This window comes from Microbacterium aquilitoris (assembly GCF_031932285.1).
GTDB classification, from domain to species: domain Bacteria; phylum Actinomycetota; class Actinomycetes; order Actinomycetales; family Microbacteriaceae; genus Microbacterium; species Microbacterium aquilitoris.
The window spans coordinates 1364207-1379923 of record NZ_JAUZVT010000001.1 but is presented as its reverse complement, the minus strand read 5'-3'; the positions used below and the strand labels follow the sequence as shown (position 1 = coordinate 1379923).

Below are 15717 nucleotides of genomic sequence, written 5' to 3'. Positions count from 1 at the left end.
ATCGGATCAGTCGCGGATCGCGGCTCCATGCCGCTCGGCCGCGACCGCGACGCCCGCGAGCTTCGCGTCCGTCGCCTCCGCGGCGGTCAGCGTGCGGTCGTCGGCACGGAAGCGCAGGGCGAACGTGAGGCTCTTCGAGCCGTCCGGCAGACCGGTACCCCGGTAGTCGTCGACGAGGCGGATGTCCTCGAGGAGGGGGCCGGCCCCGTCGACGAGCGCGTCGCGCACCGCGCCGGCGGCGAGGTCGGCGGCCACGACGAGCGAGACGTCCTGCGTCGCGGCCGGATAGGTCGCGAGCGAGGCGGCGGCATCCGGTGCTGACGTGAGTGCGAGCACCGCGTCGAGGTCGAGCTCGGCGACGAAGGCACGGCCGTGCAGGTCAGCGGCCTCCGCGACGGCCGGGAGCAACTCGCCGACGTAGCCGACCTCGGTGTCCCCGACGAAGAGCGAACCGGCGCGTCCGGGGTGGAGCGCCGCACGCTGGGACTGGCGGACCTCGATCGCGACCCCGGCCGCCGCGGCGACCGTCTGGACCGCACCGAGCGCATCGGCGAGGTCGAAGGCGACCGCCGACTGGCCGGGACGCTTCACCAGGGCGTTGCCGTGCAGCAGGACGGCGACGTGCCGGGGCTGCGGCGGGATCGATGCGTGCAGTGCGGCGAGCGTGGCCTCATCGGGCAGCTGCGCGAGCGGCGGCACGGTGGTGGTGCCGTACTCGACGCCCTCGACCGGTGCGAACACCGTGCCGGTCTCGAAGAGGGCGACGTCGGTGAAGCCACGGGAGACGTTCCGGTGCGCGATCTGCAGAAGACCGGGAAGAAGCGAACGCCGCAGGAAGGGCGCCTGACCATCGAGCGGGTTGGCGAGCCTGATGGAGGGCAGATGCTCTCCCGTCGCAGAACCGTGCAGGTCGTTCTCATCCTCGGTCGTGAACGGGAACGCGACGACCTCGACGTGACCGGAGGCAGCCAACGCGTTGGCGACGCGACGACGTCCGCGCTGCGCAGCCGTGAGACCGCGTCCGGAGGGAGGCGTCGGGAGGATGGACGGGATCCGATCGAGCCCGTGCAGGCGCGCGACTTCTTCGGCGAGCGTCCATCGGTCGGTGAGGTCGGGGCGCCAGGAGGGCGGGATGACCTCCCAGCCGCCGTCGGCGTCGATGACCTCGCACCCGATGGTCTCGAGCGCGCCGACGATCTCGTCGGTCGTGTAGTCGACGCCGATGAGGCCGCTGACGAACGACTCGGGGAGGTCGACGGACGGGACGAAAACCTCGGCGAAGAGTGCGCCGCCCGCGGTCGTGTCGAGCGTGCCGCCGGCGAGTTCGACCATCAGGTCGGCGACGCGGCGTGCCGCGACGAACGGGATGAGCGGGTCGACGCCGCGCTCGAAGCGCCGGGACGCCTCGCTGGGCAGCTTGTGCCGACGCGCCGTGCGGGCGATCGACACCGGGTCGAAGATGGCCGCCTCGATGAGGACGTTGCGCGTGGCATCCCCCATCTCGGTCTTGCCGCCGCCCATGACGCCCGCCAGGCCGATGGGGCCCGAGTCGTCGGTGATGAGCAGGTCCTCGGCGTCGAGGGTGCGCTCCTTGCCGTCGAGGGTCGTGAGCTTCTCTCCTGCCGAGGCGCGGCGGACGGTGATGCCGCCGGTGAGCGTGTCGAGGTCGTAGCCGTGGATCGGGTTGCCCAGTTCGAGCATCACGTAGTTGGTGATGTCGATCAGGATGCCGAGCGAGCGGATGCCAGCGAGCGACAGGCGCGCGGTCATCCAGGGCGGCGTCGGCCGGGCCGGGTCGACGTCGCGGACGATGCGCACGACGAACTCGCTCGCACCGGGTTTGCCGTGGATGGGAGCCGCGTCGTCGACGGAGATGTCGAACCCGCCGGTGGGCTGCTCGAGCTCCTCGAAGGGGCGCAGGCCGGGGTCGGTGAAGCGGGCTCGGGTCGCGTGCGCGTACTCGCGTGCCGCACCGCGGATCGAGAGCGCGTACCCGCGGTCGGGCGTGACATTGATGTCGACGGCGACGTCGTCGAGGCCGAGGAGGGCGATCGCGTCGGTCCCGGCCTCGGGGTCGAAGCCGAGTTCCGTCAGGCGGAGGATGCCGGAGTGCTCCTCCCCCAGGCCGAGTTCCTTGGCGGAGGCGATCATGCCGTCCGAGACATGGCCGTACGTCTTCCGCGCCGCGATCGGAAACGGGCCGGGCAGGACGGCTCCCGGCAGCGTCACGACGACTTTGTCGCCCTCGAAGAAGTTGCCGGCGCCGCAGACGATGCCGCGGACGCCGCCGTTCGCCTCGCCGACGTCGACCTGGCACCACCGGATGGTCTTGCCGTTGGACTGCGGCTCGGCCTCGAACGAGACGACGCGTCCGACGACGATCGGACCGGTGAGGTCGAACGCGTGGACGTCCTCCTCCTCGAATCCGACGGAGACGAAGGAGGCGAGGACGTCCTCGGGGGTCGTGCCTTCGGCCACATCGACGTATTCGCCGAGCCAAGAGAGCGGGACGCGCATCAGACCACCATTCCGAACTGCTCGCTGAAGCGGACATCACCCTCGGCCATGTCGCGCATGTCCTGCACATCGCTGCGGAACATCAGCGTCCGCTCGATGCCCATGCCGAAGGCGAAGCCCGAGTACACCTCGGGGTCGATGCCGGCGGCGCGGAGGACGTTGGGGTTCACCATCCCGCATCCACCCCACTCGATCCAGCGCGCGCCACCGGGGAAGGTGGGGTGCCAGAGGTCGAGCTCGGCGGACGGCTCGGTGAAGGGGAAGTAGTTGGTGCGGAACCGGGTCTTCGCCTCGGCACCGAACAAGACCTTCGCGGCGTGGTCGAGGGTGCCCTTGAGGTGCGCCATCGTGATGCCCTTGTCGATCACGAGCCCCTCGAACTGCGTGAAGGCAGGGAGGTGCGTCGCATCGAACTCGTCGGTGCGGTAGACCCGGCCCGGGCAGAGGATGTAGATCGGCACGTCGCGCTCGAGCATCGAGCGGACCTGCACCGGGCTGGTGTGCGTGCGCATGACGAGGTGGCGGGCGACCGGGTCGACGAAGAACGTGTCCTGCATCTGCCGCGCCGGGTGATCGGGCGCGAAGTTGAGGGCGTCGAAGTTGAACCACTCGTGCTCGAGTTCGGGTCCCTCCGCGATCTCCCACCCCATGCCGACGAAGAGGTCGGCGATCTCCTCCTGGAGGAGGGAGATGGGATGCCGCGCCCCGACCCGTCCGCGCGGGGCGATCGCCGTGATGTCGACGCGTTCGGCTTCGAGCTTCGCTGCGGTCTCGGCGGCGGCGAGCTCGGCCTCTCGAGCCGCGAGCGCCTGGTTGACGCGACCGCGAGCCTGACCGACGAGCTTGCCGAGGGCGGCCTTCTGGTCGTTCGGGACGTTCCGCAGCTGCGCGTTCAGCCCGGCGAGGGGCGACCCCTCCGCGGTGTGAGCCGATCGTGCTGCTTTGAGCGCGGCGGTGTCGGGTGCGGCGGCGAAGGCTGCCAGCGCGTCTGAGACGGCGGCATCCACCGCCTCGGGGGTGATCTCGGGTGCGTCGGACACGAGAGACGAGTCTACCGGCGGGCCGGAGTGCGGCCCGCCGGTACTTCTCGAATCGGTTGTTACGGAGTCGCGCGGGAGTTTAGGCCCGAGTAGTCCAACCGCGACCCCGAGGGACACCCCGGAGATTTCGAGATATTGCCTGGTGTGCGCCACGGGCCGTAATAGCTGACGGTCACATCACTGAATACTGTGCTTCGGCAGACCGCAATGGACCTATACGCCCCCGTCCCCCCATCGCAGAGTGCGTAAGCCCGACCATCACTCTTCCAGTGAGCGCAGTTTGTGGGCCATCCCGCAAAGGCCGCCGACGGTCCGGCCAAAGTGAAAAGCGCAGCAATCACGATCGCGGCGCCTCCTACCCCTATTGACTTTTTCGTTTTGTTTCGCATGAATCCCCCCTGGATTCGGTGGGCAGACTGCCCTCCCGTTCTGGCAGAACTTACCGATGCACCTATTGGCAGTCAACGGCAACTGATAGCGGCAGTACGAGTCCGACCCGGCGATGAGCCCTCAGACAGCGCGTCCCGTGCCCGAGTCCTTCATGCTCGCCTTCAGCTGGGTGGCGATGAGTTCGGTGTCGGTCGTCTCTTGGATCGGACGACCGGAAGCGGCACCGGGAACGCGGGGTGAGCCGCTGAGGCGCTTCTCGACCAGCTTCGCTACACCGGACAGCGCAAGGCACAGACCGATGTAGATGACGGCGGCGACGATCGTCGCTTGGACGATGGGTCGGTCGAGCGAGTTCTGCGAGCCGAGGTACTTCGCATAGAAGAGAAGCTCCTCGTACGTGATGATGAATCCGAGGGCGGTGTCCTTCAACGTCACCACGAGCTGAGCAATGATCACGGGCATCATGGCACGGATCGCCTGGGGCAGGAGCACGAGACGCATCACGCCGGATTTGCCGAGTCCGAGCGCATAACCCGCCTCGGACTGTCCGCGCGGGAGCGATTCGACCCCTGCGCGAATTACCTCGGCGAGCACCGAGCCGTTGTAGACGATGAGGGCGATGACGACGACCCAGTACCCCTCGATCCGAACGCCGACGACCGGCATCCCGTAATAGAGGAGGAACATCGTGACGAGCACCGGCACCGCGCGCAGGAACTCGACGATGGCAGCGACCGGGACACGAACCCATGCGTGATTCGAGAGGCGTCCGATCGCGAGGATGAATCCGAGCGCAAGGGCTCCGACCGCAGCCACGGCGAAGGCCGCGAGTGTACGGCCCGCCGCGAGGAGGAACTGCTCCCAGATGCGGGTGTAGGTGAACGCGTTCCACTTCTCCGCAGAGAACTGTCCGGTCACCGCGAGGCGCCAAACGAGGAAGCCGATGACGGCAGCCACCACCAGGACGACGATCACACCGATGATGCGGTTACGTGCGATCGCTCGAGGGCCGGGGACGTCGTACAGGACGCTGCTGCTCATCGCGCCACCTTCCATCGGTTCTCGAGTGACCGCTGACCCCACGAGAGAAGCAGGACGAGGGCGACGAAGATGACCATGACCCAGATGATCACCACGAGTTGGTTCTCGCCTCGTTCGCTCAGCCAGTCGCGGGCGGACCCGAGGTTCATGACCGAGAACCCGGCGGCGACGGTCGTGTTCTTCAGAAGGGCGATGAAGACGCTCATCATCGGCGGGATCACGGAACGGAACGCCTGAGGGAGGACGACGAGCGACATGACCTGCCCGAAGGTCAACCCCAGCGCGCGAGCGGCTTCCGCCTGCCCCACGGGCACGGTGTTGATCCCAGACCGAACGGTCTCTGCGACATAGGTGGCCGTGTAGATCCCCAGGGCTGCGACGGCGAACGCGACCTGAACGCCTCCGCTCGACCTGATGTCGAGGAGAGGCGGAAGCGTGAAGGCGAAGCCGAAGAAGACGAGCGTGAGGGGGGTGTTCCGGATGGTGTTGACGTACGCCGTGCCGACCGCGCGCGCGATGGGAACGGGCGAGACGCGCATCGCGCCCACGATGATCCCGAGGATCAGCGCGAGAAGCCCTCCACCGAAGAACAGCACCAGGGTGCCTCGGAGCGCTTCTCCCCAGAAATCGAGGTTGTCGGTGATGACGCCCATGCGGTCCTTTCGAACGTCTCAAGAAGGGGAACCCCGGGGGGCGAATCAACGCCGCCCCGGGGTATCAGGTCAGTCGACCTGGGGCTGCGTGGCCTCGACGCCAGCCGGCTCGAGGTACTTCTCGTACAGGGCGGTCCAGACGTCGCCGCCGTCGGTGAACAGCTTGTTGATGTGGTCCTTCAGGACGGTGTCACCGTCCGCAAGGCCGACGCCGTAGCGCTCCTCGCTGAACGGCTTACCGGCGAGCTTGAGCTTGTCCTTGTCCTCCGCGACATAGCCGGCGAGGATCGCCTCATCCGTCGTGATGGCGTCGACCTGGCCGTTCAGGAGCTGCTCGACACACTCGGAGTAGGTCTGACGTTCAGTGACCTCGCCGTTGTACTCATCGCGGATGCGCTGCAGCGGCGTGGACCCCGTGACCGAGCAGGTGACCTTGTCCTTGAGGTCGTCCGGGCCGTTGATGGAGTCGTCGTCAGCGGCGACCAGAAGGCCCTGGCCGGTGATGAAGTACGGTCCGGCGAAGTCGATGACCTCGTCGCGAGCGGGGGTCATCGAGTAGGTGCCGACGTAGTAGTCGATGTTGCCGTTGACGATCTCCTGCTCGCGGTTGGCCGACGGGATCGTCTGGAAATCGATCTGATCCTCGTCGAAACCGAGGGATGCCGCGATCCACCGCGCGATCTCGACATCGAAGCCGGAACGCTCACCGGAGACGGCGTCCTCGTAGCCGAGGCCGGGCTGGTCGCTCTTGACACCGACGACGATCTTGTCGGCCTTCGAGGCGCGGTCGAACGTCGGGCTGCCGTCGAGGTTCACGTCGCTCGCGACCTCCCAGAGGGCCTTGTCGTCGTCACCGCCGGCAGCGCCGCCGGGGGTGGTGGGGCTGCCGCTGTTGCAGCCGGCGAGAGCGAGTGCCGCGATCGCGATGCCGGCGAAGGCGCCGGCGAGTCGAGTCTTACGCATGTGATCCTCCTGGTTTCGTGTCGTTCGTCATTCGTCGCGCCGGTGCAGGGCGCGGACGTCTCAGTGGGTGATGAGTTTGGAGAGGAAGTCCTTCGCGCGGTCGCTCTTCGGGTTGGTGAAGAACTCCTGCGGCGTCGCTTCCTCGACGATCAGCCCGTCGGCCATGAAGACCACGCGGTCAGCGGCCTTACGGGCGAAGCCCATCTCGTGCGTGACGACGATCATCGTCATCCCGTCCTGCGCGAGACCGACCATGACGTCGAGGACCTCGTTGATCATCTCGGGGTCGAGAGCCGAGGTCGGCTCGTCGAAAAGCATCACCTTGGGCTTCATCGCCAGGGCCCGCGCGATCGCGACACGCTGCTGCTGGCCTCCGGAGAGCTGAGCCGGCAACTTGTCGGCCTGGTGGCCGACGCCCACACGGTCGAGCAGTTCGCGGGCGAGCTTGTCGGCATCCGCCTTCTTCATGCCCTTGACCTTGATGGGCCCCAGGGTCACGTTCTCGAGGATCGTCAGGTGCGAGAAGAGGTTGAAGGACTGGAAGACCATGCCCACATCGGCGCGGAGGGCTGCGAGCGCCTTGCCCTCGGCCGGGAGATCCGCGCCGTCGATCGTGATCGACCCGCTCGTGATCGTCTCGAGGCGGTTGATGGTGCGGCAGAGCGTCGACTTACCCGACCCGGACGGGCCGACGACGACGACGACCTCGCCACGGTTGACCGACAGGTCGATGTCGGTGAGGGCCTGGAAATCGCCGTAGTGCTTCTGCACGTTCGTCATGACGACGAGCGGCTGGCCACGGCGGACATCGATGTTCGACGTGCGCGGCGCAGGATCGGCAGCAGGAGTGGTCATGCTCCGACCCTATGGGGGATGACGTCCGGAGACCCGCCTGGTTGCGCGGGGTTTACAGTTCCGTAATCATTCGGGTCCGTTGCCCGCGCGCTGGGCGAAAGCGGACTCGTACAGACAGACGCTCGCGGCGGTGGCGAGGTTCAACGATTCGGCCCGACCGTAGATCGGCAGTCGAAGCGACAGATCGACCAACGCCAGCGCATCGTCGTCGAGGCCTCGGGCCTCGTTTCCGAACACCCAGGCGGTCGGCTCGGCGAGGGTCCCGCGGTGATCGACGAAGTCCTCTCCCCCGACATCGGCAGCGACGATCCGGAGCCCCGCCGAGCGGGCACGACCCGCGGCATCCGCCAGTTCGATGCCGACCGCCACCGGAAGGTGGAAGAGCGAGCCGGTCGTTGCACGGACCACCTTGGGGTTGAAGGGGTCGACGGTGCGACCGGTGAGGATGACCGCGTCGGCACCGACGGCATCCGCTGCTCGGATGATCGTGCCGAGGTTGCCGGGATCGCGCACCTCCTCGCAGATCACGATGAGCTTCGGGTCATCGGCGAAGATGTCGCGCACCGACGTCGGCACCTGCCGGGCCACCGCGATGATGCCCTGCGGGGTCACGGTGTCGGCCATCGCCTCGATCACGGCCTCGCTCGCGAACTCTACATCGACGTCCGCGTCGGATGCCGCATCGCGAATGTCCTGGTGCTTCTCCCATGCCGACGGAGTCGCATACAACTCGATGAGCGTGTCGGGCCGCCAGACGAGGGCCTCCCTCGCCGCCTGCGGACCTTCGAGCAGGTAGAGCCCGGTCTCTTGACGGGCTGCACGCTTGGTCAGCTTCGCAACAGCGCGGACACGCGGCGATCGGGGGTTCTCGAGCACGTTCTCAGTGTAGGGCGCGGGTACGGCGGGCACGCGAAAGGGCGCCCTCCGAAGAGGACGCCCTTTCTGAAAGGTGCCGCGGTCAGGCCTTGGGGGCGTTGACGTCAGCCGGCAGCGCAGCCTTGGCGGTCGCGACGAGCGACGCGAAGACGGCGGGCTCGTTCACCGCGAGCTCGGCGAGCATGCGACGGTCGACCTGGACACCCGCGAGGCCGAGGCCCTGGATGAAGCGGTTGTACGTGACACCGTTCTGACGGGCAGCGGCGTTGATGCGCTGGATCCAGAGGCGACGGAAGTCACCCTTGCGCTTGCGACGGTCCCGGTATGCGTAGACGAGCGAGTGGGTGACCTGCTCCTTCGCCTTGCGGTACAGGCGCGAACGCTGTCCGCGGTAACCGGAGGCGCGCTCGAGGATGACGCGACGCTTCTTGTGGGCGTTGACAGCCCGCTTGACTCTAGCCATTTCTTCTACTTCCTAAATCTGCGTCGGCGATCAGATGCCGAGGAGCTTCTTGGCGACCTTGGCGTCACCCTTGGCCAGGACCTGCTCCTGGTCGAGGCGACGGGTACGACGGGTCGCCTTGCCCTCGAGGTTGTGGCGCAGGTTGGCCTGCTGCTTCATCAGCTTGCCGCTGCCGGTGACCTTGAAACGCTTCTTGGCACCCGAGTGGGTCTTCTGCTTCGGCATATCTCTTCCTTCGTTGGGGATCCCGCGGACGGGAGTCTGTGGTGCGCTTACTCCGCCGGAGCGGAAGCGGGGGTCTGTTCGTCGTCGGCCTGACCACCGCGCGCATCGCGCGCTGCCTGCTTGGACGCCGCGCGAACGGCGTTCTGCTCGGTCTTGACCTCGGACTTGTTCTTGTGGGGCGCGACGACCATGACCATGTTGCGTCCGTCGATCGTGGGGTTGGATTCCACGGTGCCGAACTCGGCCACATCCTCGGCGAACTTGCGGAGGAGACGGACACCCTGCTCGGGGCGCGACTGCTCGCGACCGCGGAAGAGGATCATCGCCTTCACCTTGTCGCCCGCCTGGAGGAAGCCCTCGGCGCGCTTGAGCTTGGTTATGTAGTCGTGCGCCTCGATCTTCAGACGGAACCGGACCTCCTTGAGGACGGTGTTCGCCTGATTGCGCCGCGCTTCCTTGGCCTTCTGCGCAGCCTCGTACTTGAACTTGCCGTAATCCATGATCTTGACCACGGGGGGCTTCGAGTTCGGGGCTACCTCGACGAGATCGAGGTCGGCCTCCTGGGCCAGGCGCATGGCCACCTCGATGCGGACGACGCCGACCTGCTCACCCGCGGGTCCGACGAGGCGGACCTCGGGGACGCGGATGCGGTCATTGGTGCGGGGATCGCTGATGCGGAACTCCTCTTCGTGCGGTGGACGGCCTCCGGTGACACGGAAAATGTGTCGCCGGGCGGAAGATCGTCACGTCCACCCCGCACGATGCATGCATCGGCGTTCTGTTCTGCACCCTGGACAACCTCGACGAGCGAGGCGGAGTGCGAGACCCGGTAGCCTGGAGCGGCAAGCGCGGGTGGGATGTGATCCTCTTTCGACACGGAGCAGAACACTCCGGTGCCCGCAGAAGTCTAGCAGAGAGCAGCACGTGAGTACTATTCCGGCCGACCACAGTGATCACGACCCCGAGCGCCTCTCGCGCTGGGAAGAACAGGAGCGGGTCGCACAGTCGGCCACGCGCGACATCGCGGACGTCCCGGCCGTCGAGGTGATCACCACCACGTCCGTTCACCTGATGAGCGCCGCCGCCGTCAAACTCGGTCTCGCCGACGATCCCGACCAGCAGAAGGACCTCGACGAGGCCCGCAAGCTGATCAACGCCCTCGCCGGCCTGATCACCGCCGCCGCCCCCGAGGTGAGCGACATGCACGCGCGCTCGCTCCGTGACGGGCTGCGGACGCTGCAGCTCGCGTTCCGCGAAGCATCCTCGATCCCCGACCCGATCGGCAAGGGTCCGGGCGAGAAGTGGACCGGCCCCGTCAACTGACACCGATACGAAGGGGGATGCCGTGCGGCATCCCCCTTCGTGCGTATCAGGCGCGGACGAGTTTGACCGTCAGGGCGTCCACGAGGACGGCGACGCGATCGTCCGCCGCCCATCGGGATGCGAGTCGCTGCAGGATGGCGTCGAGCGCGGGCTGATCGAGACCGTCGACGAGGTGCAGGCTCACGACGAGCTCGGGTCCCCGCAGACGCGAGTGGGGGTCCCCCGTCGCGACCGACAGATCCAGGACACCGAGCTCGGTGCCGATCGACTCCTGCAGGCCGGCGAAGACCTCCGGCGATACGTGCGGAGCCTCCCACGGCAGCCCCTGCCCGATCGCCCACACCGCGGGACGACGCAGGACGAACTCCGTTTCGCTGCCGGGATCGATGACGATGAGATCCGTGTCGTCCGCCGCGGCCGAGAGCGCGATCCGGATACCGTCGGCGGGGACCGGGCGGGCCGCGGCATCCCATCGCGACATCGCTGCGACCGACGTGAACACCGGAAGCACGCGACGGCCGTCGGGAGCGGCGACCGTGACGATCGAGAGTTCCTGCGTCTTGTCGACGATCAAGCCGGTCGGCCCGACACCCTCCTCGCCCTTCTCGGCGACCAGGGGGATGAGAAGGCGAGCCGTCCGGTAGGCGTCGACCACGGCTCCCGCCGAGCCCTCACCCGCGTGGAAGGCGGTCAGCGCCGCGAGCAGCGCCGGATCAGCGCTGCCGTCGTCTCCGCTGTGGGGGTTCGGCTGGAAGCTCCGCCCCTCCCAGGGGACGCCGGCGGAATCGGCCGCGCCGCCCGAGTGGGGGTCAGTGTCCGGCGACATCCAGCGCCTCGGCCAGCGTGAACGCGCCGGCGTACAGGGCCTTCCCGACGATCGCGCCCTCGACGCCCAGCGGGACGAGTTCGCGGAGCGCCGCGATGTCGTCGAGGCTCGAGATCCCACCGGATGCGACGACGGGCTTGTCGGTGCGGACGGCGACCTCGCGCAGCAGCTCGATGTTCGGCCCCTGCAGCGTGCCGTCCTTCGTCACGTCGGTGAGCACGTAGCGGCTGCAACCGGCATCCTCGAGACGGTCCAGGACCTGCCACAGGTCGCCGCCGTCACGGGTCCACCCGCGGGCTGCCAGGGTCGTCCCGCGGACGTCGAGCCCGACGGCGATCGCCTCGCCGTAGCGGAGGATGACGTCGGCCGCCCATTCGGGGTTCTCGAGAGCCGCGGTGCCGAGGTTGATGCGGGTCGCACCGGAGTCGAGCGCCGCGTCGAGGGATTCGTCGTCGCGGATGCCGCCCGAGAGCTCCACCTTCACGCCGCGGAGCGATTTGATCACCTTGCGCAGCAGTGACGCGTTCGAGCCGCGACCGAAGGCCGCGTCGAGGTCGACGAGGTGGATCCACTCCGCGCCCTGGCGTGCCCACTCCTGCGCTGCGTCGACCGGGTCGCCGTAGCTCGTCTCGGTGCCGGCCTCACCCTGCGTCAGTCGGACGGCCTTGCCGTCGGCGACGTCCACAGCGGGCAGCAGGGTCAGTTCGGGCGTGGATGCGAATTCGTTCATGGCTCCGGGTGGGATGGGGTGCACGCCGGGCGCGCGCACAAGGGGACAGGTTACTCCGACGCAGGAAGCGAGGAGATCCAGTTGGAGAGCAAGCGGATGCCGGCGGTCCCCGACTTCTCAGGGTGGAACTGCGTCGCCGAGAGCGGGCCGTTCTCGACGGCCGCGAGGAACGGCCGGCCGTAGTCGCACCAGGTCAGCACCGGCTCGCGGAACGGCTTGATGACGTCGAGCGTCCAGTCCTGCGCACCGTAGGAGTGGACGAAGTAGAACCGCTCGTCCTCGAGACCGGCGAACAGCGTGGAGCCCTCGCCCGTGCGGACGGTGTTCCACCCCATGTGCGGAAGCACCGGCGCCTGGAGTTCGGTGACCGACCCCGGCCACTCCCCCATCCCCTCGGTGTCGACCCCGCGCTCGACGCCGAGTTCGAACATGACCTGCATCCCGACGCAGATGCCGAGCACCGGCATCCCGCCCGCCAGGCGGCGACCGATGAGCTCGTCACCGCGACTCGCGCGGAGTGCGGACATGACCGCCGAGAACGCGCCGACTCCCGGGACGAGCAATCCGGCCGCGTCCGCGATGAGGCCGCGATCCTTGGTCAGTCGCGCATCGGCGCCCGCCTCGATCAGCGCTTTGACCGCCGAGTGGACGTTGCCGGAGCCGTAATCGAGGACCGCGACGACCGGTGCTGCGGTCACAGGGCGCCCTTCGTGCTCGGGATGCCCTGGACGAGCGGATCGAGCGCCTTCGCCTGACGGAAGGCGCGCGCGAACGCCTTGAACTCGGCCTCGGCGATGTGGTGGGGGTCGCGTCCGCCGACCAGCGTGACGTGGACGGTCAGACCGGCGTGGAACGCGATCGCCTCGAACGCGTGGCGGACGAGCGAGCCGGTGAAGTGGCCGCCGATGAGGTGGAACTCGTAACCCTCGGGCTCTCCGGAGTGAACCAGGTACGGACGCCCGCTGATGTCCACGACCGCCTGGGCGAGTGCCTCATCGAGGGGAACGAGGGCGTCGCCGTAGCGGGAGATGCCCGCCTTGTCTCCGAGCGCCTGACGGATGGCCTGCCCGAGGACGATCGCCGTGTCCTCCACCGTGTGGTGAGCGTCGATGTGCGTGTCGCCCGTCGCGCGGACGGTCAGATCGGTGAGCGAGTGTTTCGCGAAAGCCGTGAGCAGGTGGTCGAAGAACGGCACCGTCGTGTCGATCGTGCTCTGGCCGGTGCCGTCGAGATCCAGCTCGAGCTCGATCGTCGACTCGCTGGTCGCACGCCGGACGGAGGCGGTGCGGGACGCGGGGGTGCTCATGCGTCGAGTCTATCGACGCGCGGCATCCGTCCCGCCGCCCGATGTCGCGATGCCACTCAGAGCGAGGCGAGCGCCTCGAGGAATGCCGTCGACTCCTCTTCACTGCCCGCGGAGACGCGGAGGGTGTGCGGCAGCCCGACGTCCCGGACGAGGATGCCGCGGTCGTACAAGCCCTGCCACGTGGCCTGCGGGTCATCGACGCCGCCGAAGAGGACGAAGTTCGACCAGCTCTCGTACGGCGAGTACCCGAGGGCGCTGAGGGTGGCGGAGATCCGGTCGCGCTGGGCGACGATGTCATCGACCATTCGGAGCATCGTGGGCGCGTGCCGCAGGGCAGCGGTCGCAGCCGCCTGCGTGAGCGCGCCCAGGTGGTACGGCAGGCGCACCAGCCGGAGTGCGTCGATCACCGCAGGGTCGGCGGCGAGGTACCCCACCCGCGCACCGGCGAAGGCGAAGGCCTTGCTCATCGTCCGGGAGACGACGAGACGCTCACGCCCGTGGAGAAGGGTCAGCGCCGAGGGCTCGTCGTGCGGCGCGAACTCCTGGTACGCCTCGTCGACGATCACGATGCCCTGGGACGCGTCGTAGACCGCCTCGATGACATCGAGGGAGAGGGGCGTGCCCGTCGGGTTGTTCGGCGAGCAGAGGAACACGACATCGGGCTGTGCACGCTCGACCTGCTCGGCGGCGTCGGCCGCGGTGAGCGTGAAGTCCTCGCCGCGGGAGCCGCTGACGTACGTGGCGCCCGTCGCCCCCGTCAGCAGCGGATACATCGAGTACGTCGGCGAGAACCCGAACGCCGTCCGCCCCGGGCCGGCGAACGCCTGCAGCAGGTGGTGGAGGACTTCATTCGACCCGTTCGCCGCCCAGATCTGCTCCGGTTCGAGACCGTGGCCGAGGTAGTCGGCGAACCCCTCTCGCAGCACCGTGAACTCGCGGTCGGGGTACCGGTTGATGTCGCGGAGCGCCTGAGCGACAGCATCCAGGATGTCGTCCGCGACGTCTTCGGGAACAGGGTGGGTGTTCTCGTTGACGTTCAACGTCACCGGGAGGGAGGCCTGCGGGGCTCCATACGGGATCTGACCGCGCAGGTCGTCACGGAGGGGTAGGTCGTCGAGACTCGCACTCACCCCGCCATCGTAGGGCGTCACGACGCCTTATTCGGCCGCCTGAGCACTGTAGGAGGCGGGGATCGCGAGGGACTCGCCGGCGTCGACGGCAGTGGACGGGAGGGCGTTGAGGCGGACGATCTCGTCGATGACGTCACGCGGGTCGCTGTCGGGTGCGATGTCCTGGGCGATGGTCCACAGCGAGTCGCCGGGCAGAACGGTCACGGTGCTGAAAGAACCCGCGGGCGTGCCCGCATCGCCACTGGCGAGTGCGCCGCCGCCCGAAAGGATGCCGACACCCAGGGCGACGACGGCAGGCAGAGTCGCAACGGTCATGAGGGCGCGGCGCCCACGCGTCGTGAGACGCAGACGGGTGCGGACAGCGACCGGACGGGCGGGCGTGATGGTGGTGATCGAGTTCATGGTGTCCTCCTCGGGGCAACCCCGGTCAGATGAGATCTTCGCCCCCGCCCATCGGCCGGGACGGGCGGGTGCGAAGTTCTCTTCCGAATCTATCTTCGATGTTCGTACACTGTCAAGAGAGCGGTTATCCGCAGATCGATCGAAGACGACACGCGGTCGGCTACGGGACGATCCCATCGACACCGGATACGGTTTCGATGAACAGAGCCCATCACCAACCTCCGACATTCGAAGGCGAGTGCCCCCGGCTCGACGTCCGACGCCCGGAAAACCGGCGGGGACGCAGGGCCGTGAAAGGAACGACATGAGCGACAAGCCGCAGACCCGCCGGCGCAAGAGCCTGAGCGACAAGCAGCTCGCGATCCTCGAGGTGATCCAGCGGTCGATCGCTCGCTACGGGTATCCGCCGAGCATGCGTGAGATCGGGGATGCGGTCGGCTTGAAGTCGCTCTCGAGCGTCACCCATCAGCTCAATCAGCTCGAGCTGAGCGGGTACCTCCGTCGCGATCCCGGCAAGACCCGGGCTATGGAGGTCCTCATCGACCTCCCCGGCGCCGCCGGGGAGAACCCGGCCGATGCCGCGCCCGCCGTGGGCGACGCCGCCATGGTCCCCCTGGTCGGACGCATTGCCGCGGGGGTGCCGATCACCGCCGAGCAGCAGGTCGAGGAGATCTTCCCCCTTCCCCGTCAGCTCGTCGGCAAGGGCGACTTGTTCATGCTGAGGGTGTCGGGGGACTCGATGATCGACGCCGCCATCTGCGATGGCGACTGGGTCGTCGTGCGCTCGCAGGCGGATGCGTCAAATGGTGAGATCGTCGCGGCGATGCTCGACGGCGAAGCCACCGTCAAGACGTTCCGCCAGCGCGACGGACACACCTGGCTCCTCCCCCGCAACTCCGCGTTCGAGCCGATCCTCGGCGACGACGCGGTCGTCCTCGGGAAGGTCGTCGCTGTCCTTCGAGCCGTGTGATCCAGGT

General features: G+C 68.0%; 18 protein-coding genes. 2 read left to right on the top strand and 16 right to left on the bottom strand.

Going from position 1 to position 15717, the window contains the following annotated elements; genetic code table 11:
• Positions 1-6: 6 nt before the first annotated feature.
• From pheT to infC, 10 genes are all read right to left on the bottom strand, one after another.
• Positions 7-2517, bottom strand: coding sequence for a phenylalanine--tRNA ligase subunit beta (gene pheT, locus Q9S78_RS06720; protein WP_311869624.1), 2511 nt, complete (start codon positions 2515-2517; stop codon positions 7-9).
• A complete protein-coding gene (gene pheS, locus Q9S78_RS06715) occupies positions 2517-3557 on the bottom strand; it encodes a phenylalanine--tRNA ligase subunit alpha (RefSeq protein WP_311869622.1) in 1041 nt (346 codons plus the stop codon). Before pheS ends, pheT begins: the two co-directional genes overlap by 1 nt.
• A gap of 510 nt (positions 3558-4067) precedes the next feature.
• On the bottom strand, positions 4068-4988 hold the full coding sequence (locus Q9S78_RS06710; protein WP_311869620.1) for an amino acid ABC transporter permease: 921 nt from the start codon (positions 4986-4988) through the stop codon (positions 4068-4070).
• Positions 4985-5641 carry an amino acid ABC transporter permease gene (locus Q9S78_RS06705; protein WP_311869617.1) on the bottom strand — a complete coding sequence of 219 codons (657 nt, stop codon included), beginning with the start codon at positions 5639-5641 and terminating at the stop codon, positions 4985-4987. Before Q9S78_RS06705 ends, Q9S78_RS06710 begins: the two co-directional genes overlap by 4 nt.
• Positions 5642-5710: 69 nt before the next feature.
• Entirely contained in the window at positions 5711-6604 is an 894-nt protein-coding gene (locus tag Q9S78_RS06700; RefSeq protein WP_311869614.1) for a glutamate ABC transporter substrate-binding protein, read from the bottom strand.
• 60 nt (positions 6605-6664) lie between these two features.
• On the bottom strand, positions 6665-7384 hold the full coding sequence (locus Q9S78_RS06695) for an amino acid ABC transporter ATP-binding protein (protein WP_311869697.1): 720 nt from the start codon (positions 7382-7384) through the stop codon (positions 6665-6667).
• 141 nt (positions 7385-7525) lie between these two features.
• Positions 7526-8335: a TrmH family RNA methyltransferase gene (locus Q9S78_RS06690; RefSeq protein ID WP_028497503.1), complete on the bottom strand. Its 810-nt coding sequence runs from the start codon at positions 8333-8335 to the stop codon at positions 7526-7528.
• An 82-nt stretch (positions 8336-8417) separates the two neighbouring features.
• Positions 8418-8798 (bottom strand): 50S ribosomal protein L20, encoded by a 381-nt coding sequence (gene rplT, locus Q9S78_RS06685; RefSeq protein ID WP_018187229.1) that lies wholly within the window; start codon positions 8796-8798, stop codon positions 8418-8420.
• Positions 8799-8828: 30 nt separating this feature from the next.
• On the bottom strand, positions 8829-9023 hold the full coding sequence (rpmI, locus tag Q9S78_RS06680; RefSeq protein WP_018187228.1) for a 50S ribosomal protein L35: 195 nt from the start codon (positions 9021-9023) through the stop codon (positions 8829-8831).
• Positions 9024-9070: 47 nt separating this feature from the next.
• Positions 9071-9745 carry a translation initiation factor IF-3 gene (gene infC / locus Q9S78_RS06675; RefSeq protein WP_081626449.1) on the bottom strand — a complete coding sequence of 225 codons (675 nt, stop codon included), beginning with the start codon at positions 9743-9745 and terminating at the stop codon, positions 9071-9073.
• Between the two features lie 202 nt (positions 9746-9947).
• On the opposite strand from infC, the gene Q9S78_RS06670 reads away from it, so the two are divergent.
• Positions 9948-10346: a DUF1844 domain-containing protein gene (locus tag Q9S78_RS06670; RefSeq protein WP_018187226.1), complete on the top strand. Its 399-nt coding sequence runs from the start codon at positions 9948-9950 to the stop codon at positions 10344-10346.
• A 46-nt stretch (positions 10347-10392) separates the two neighbouring features.
• On the opposite strand, the gene Q9S78_RS06665 is transcribed toward Q9S78_RS06670, so the two are convergent.
• Genes Q9S78_RS06665 through Q9S78_RS06640 form a run of 6 tightly spaced genes read right to left on the bottom strand, consistent with a single transcriptional unit; the run spans position 10393 to position 14740 of the window.
• Positions 10393-11172: an SseB family protein gene (locus tag Q9S78_RS06665; RefSeq protein WP_311869610.1), complete on the bottom strand. Its 780-nt coding sequence runs from the start codon at positions 11170-11172 to the stop codon at positions 10393-10395.
• Positions 11156-11902: a bifunctional 1-(5-phosphoribosyl)-5-((5-phosphoribosylamino)methylideneamino)imidazole-4-carboxamide isomerase/phosphoribosylanthranilate isomerase PriA gene (gene priA, locus Q9S78_RS06660; protein WP_018187224.1), complete on the bottom strand. Its 747-nt coding sequence runs from the start codon at positions 11900-11902 to the stop codon at positions 11156-11158. The genes Q9S78_RS06665 and priA overlap by 17 nt, the downstream gene beginning before the upstream one ends.
• A 50-nt stretch (positions 11903-11952) precedes the next feature.
• Positions 11953-12600 (bottom strand): imidazole glycerol phosphate synthase subunit HisH, encoded by a 648-nt coding sequence (gene hisH / locus Q9S78_RS06655; protein ID WP_018187223.1) that lies wholly within the window; start codon positions 12598-12600, stop codon positions 11953-11955.
• Positions 12597-13208 carry an imidazoleglycerol-phosphate dehydratase HisB gene (gene hisB, locus Q9S78_RS06650; protein WP_020098311.1) on the bottom strand — a complete coding sequence of 204 codons (612 nt, stop codon included), beginning with the start codon at positions 13206-13208 and terminating at the stop codon, positions 12597-12599. The genes hisH and hisB overlap by 4 nt, the downstream gene beginning before the upstream one ends.
• 56 nt (positions 13209-13264) lie before the next feature.
• Positions 13265-14338 carry a histidinol-phosphate transaminase gene (locus Q9S78_RS06645; protein ID WP_311869605.1) on the bottom strand — a complete coding sequence of 358 codons (1074 nt, stop codon included), beginning with the start codon at positions 14336-14338 and terminating at the stop codon, positions 13265-13267.
• 27 nt (positions 14339-14365) lie between these two features.
• Positions 14366-14740 (bottom strand): LysM peptidoglycan-binding domain-containing protein, encoded by a 375-nt coding sequence (locus Q9S78_RS06640; RefSeq protein ID WP_311859501.1) that lies wholly within the window; start codon positions 14738-14740, stop codon positions 14366-14368.
• Between the two features lie 304 nt (positions 14741-15044).
• On the opposite strand from Q9S78_RS06640, the gene lexA reads away from it, so the two are divergent.
• The gene (lexA, locus tag Q9S78_RS06635) at positions 15045-15710 is read left to right on the top strand and encodes a transcriptional repressor LexA (protein WP_020098309.1); all 666 of its coding nucleotides are present in this window, start codon (positions 15045-15047) and stop codon (positions 15708-15710) included.
• Positions 15711-15717: the final 7 nt, after the last annotated feature.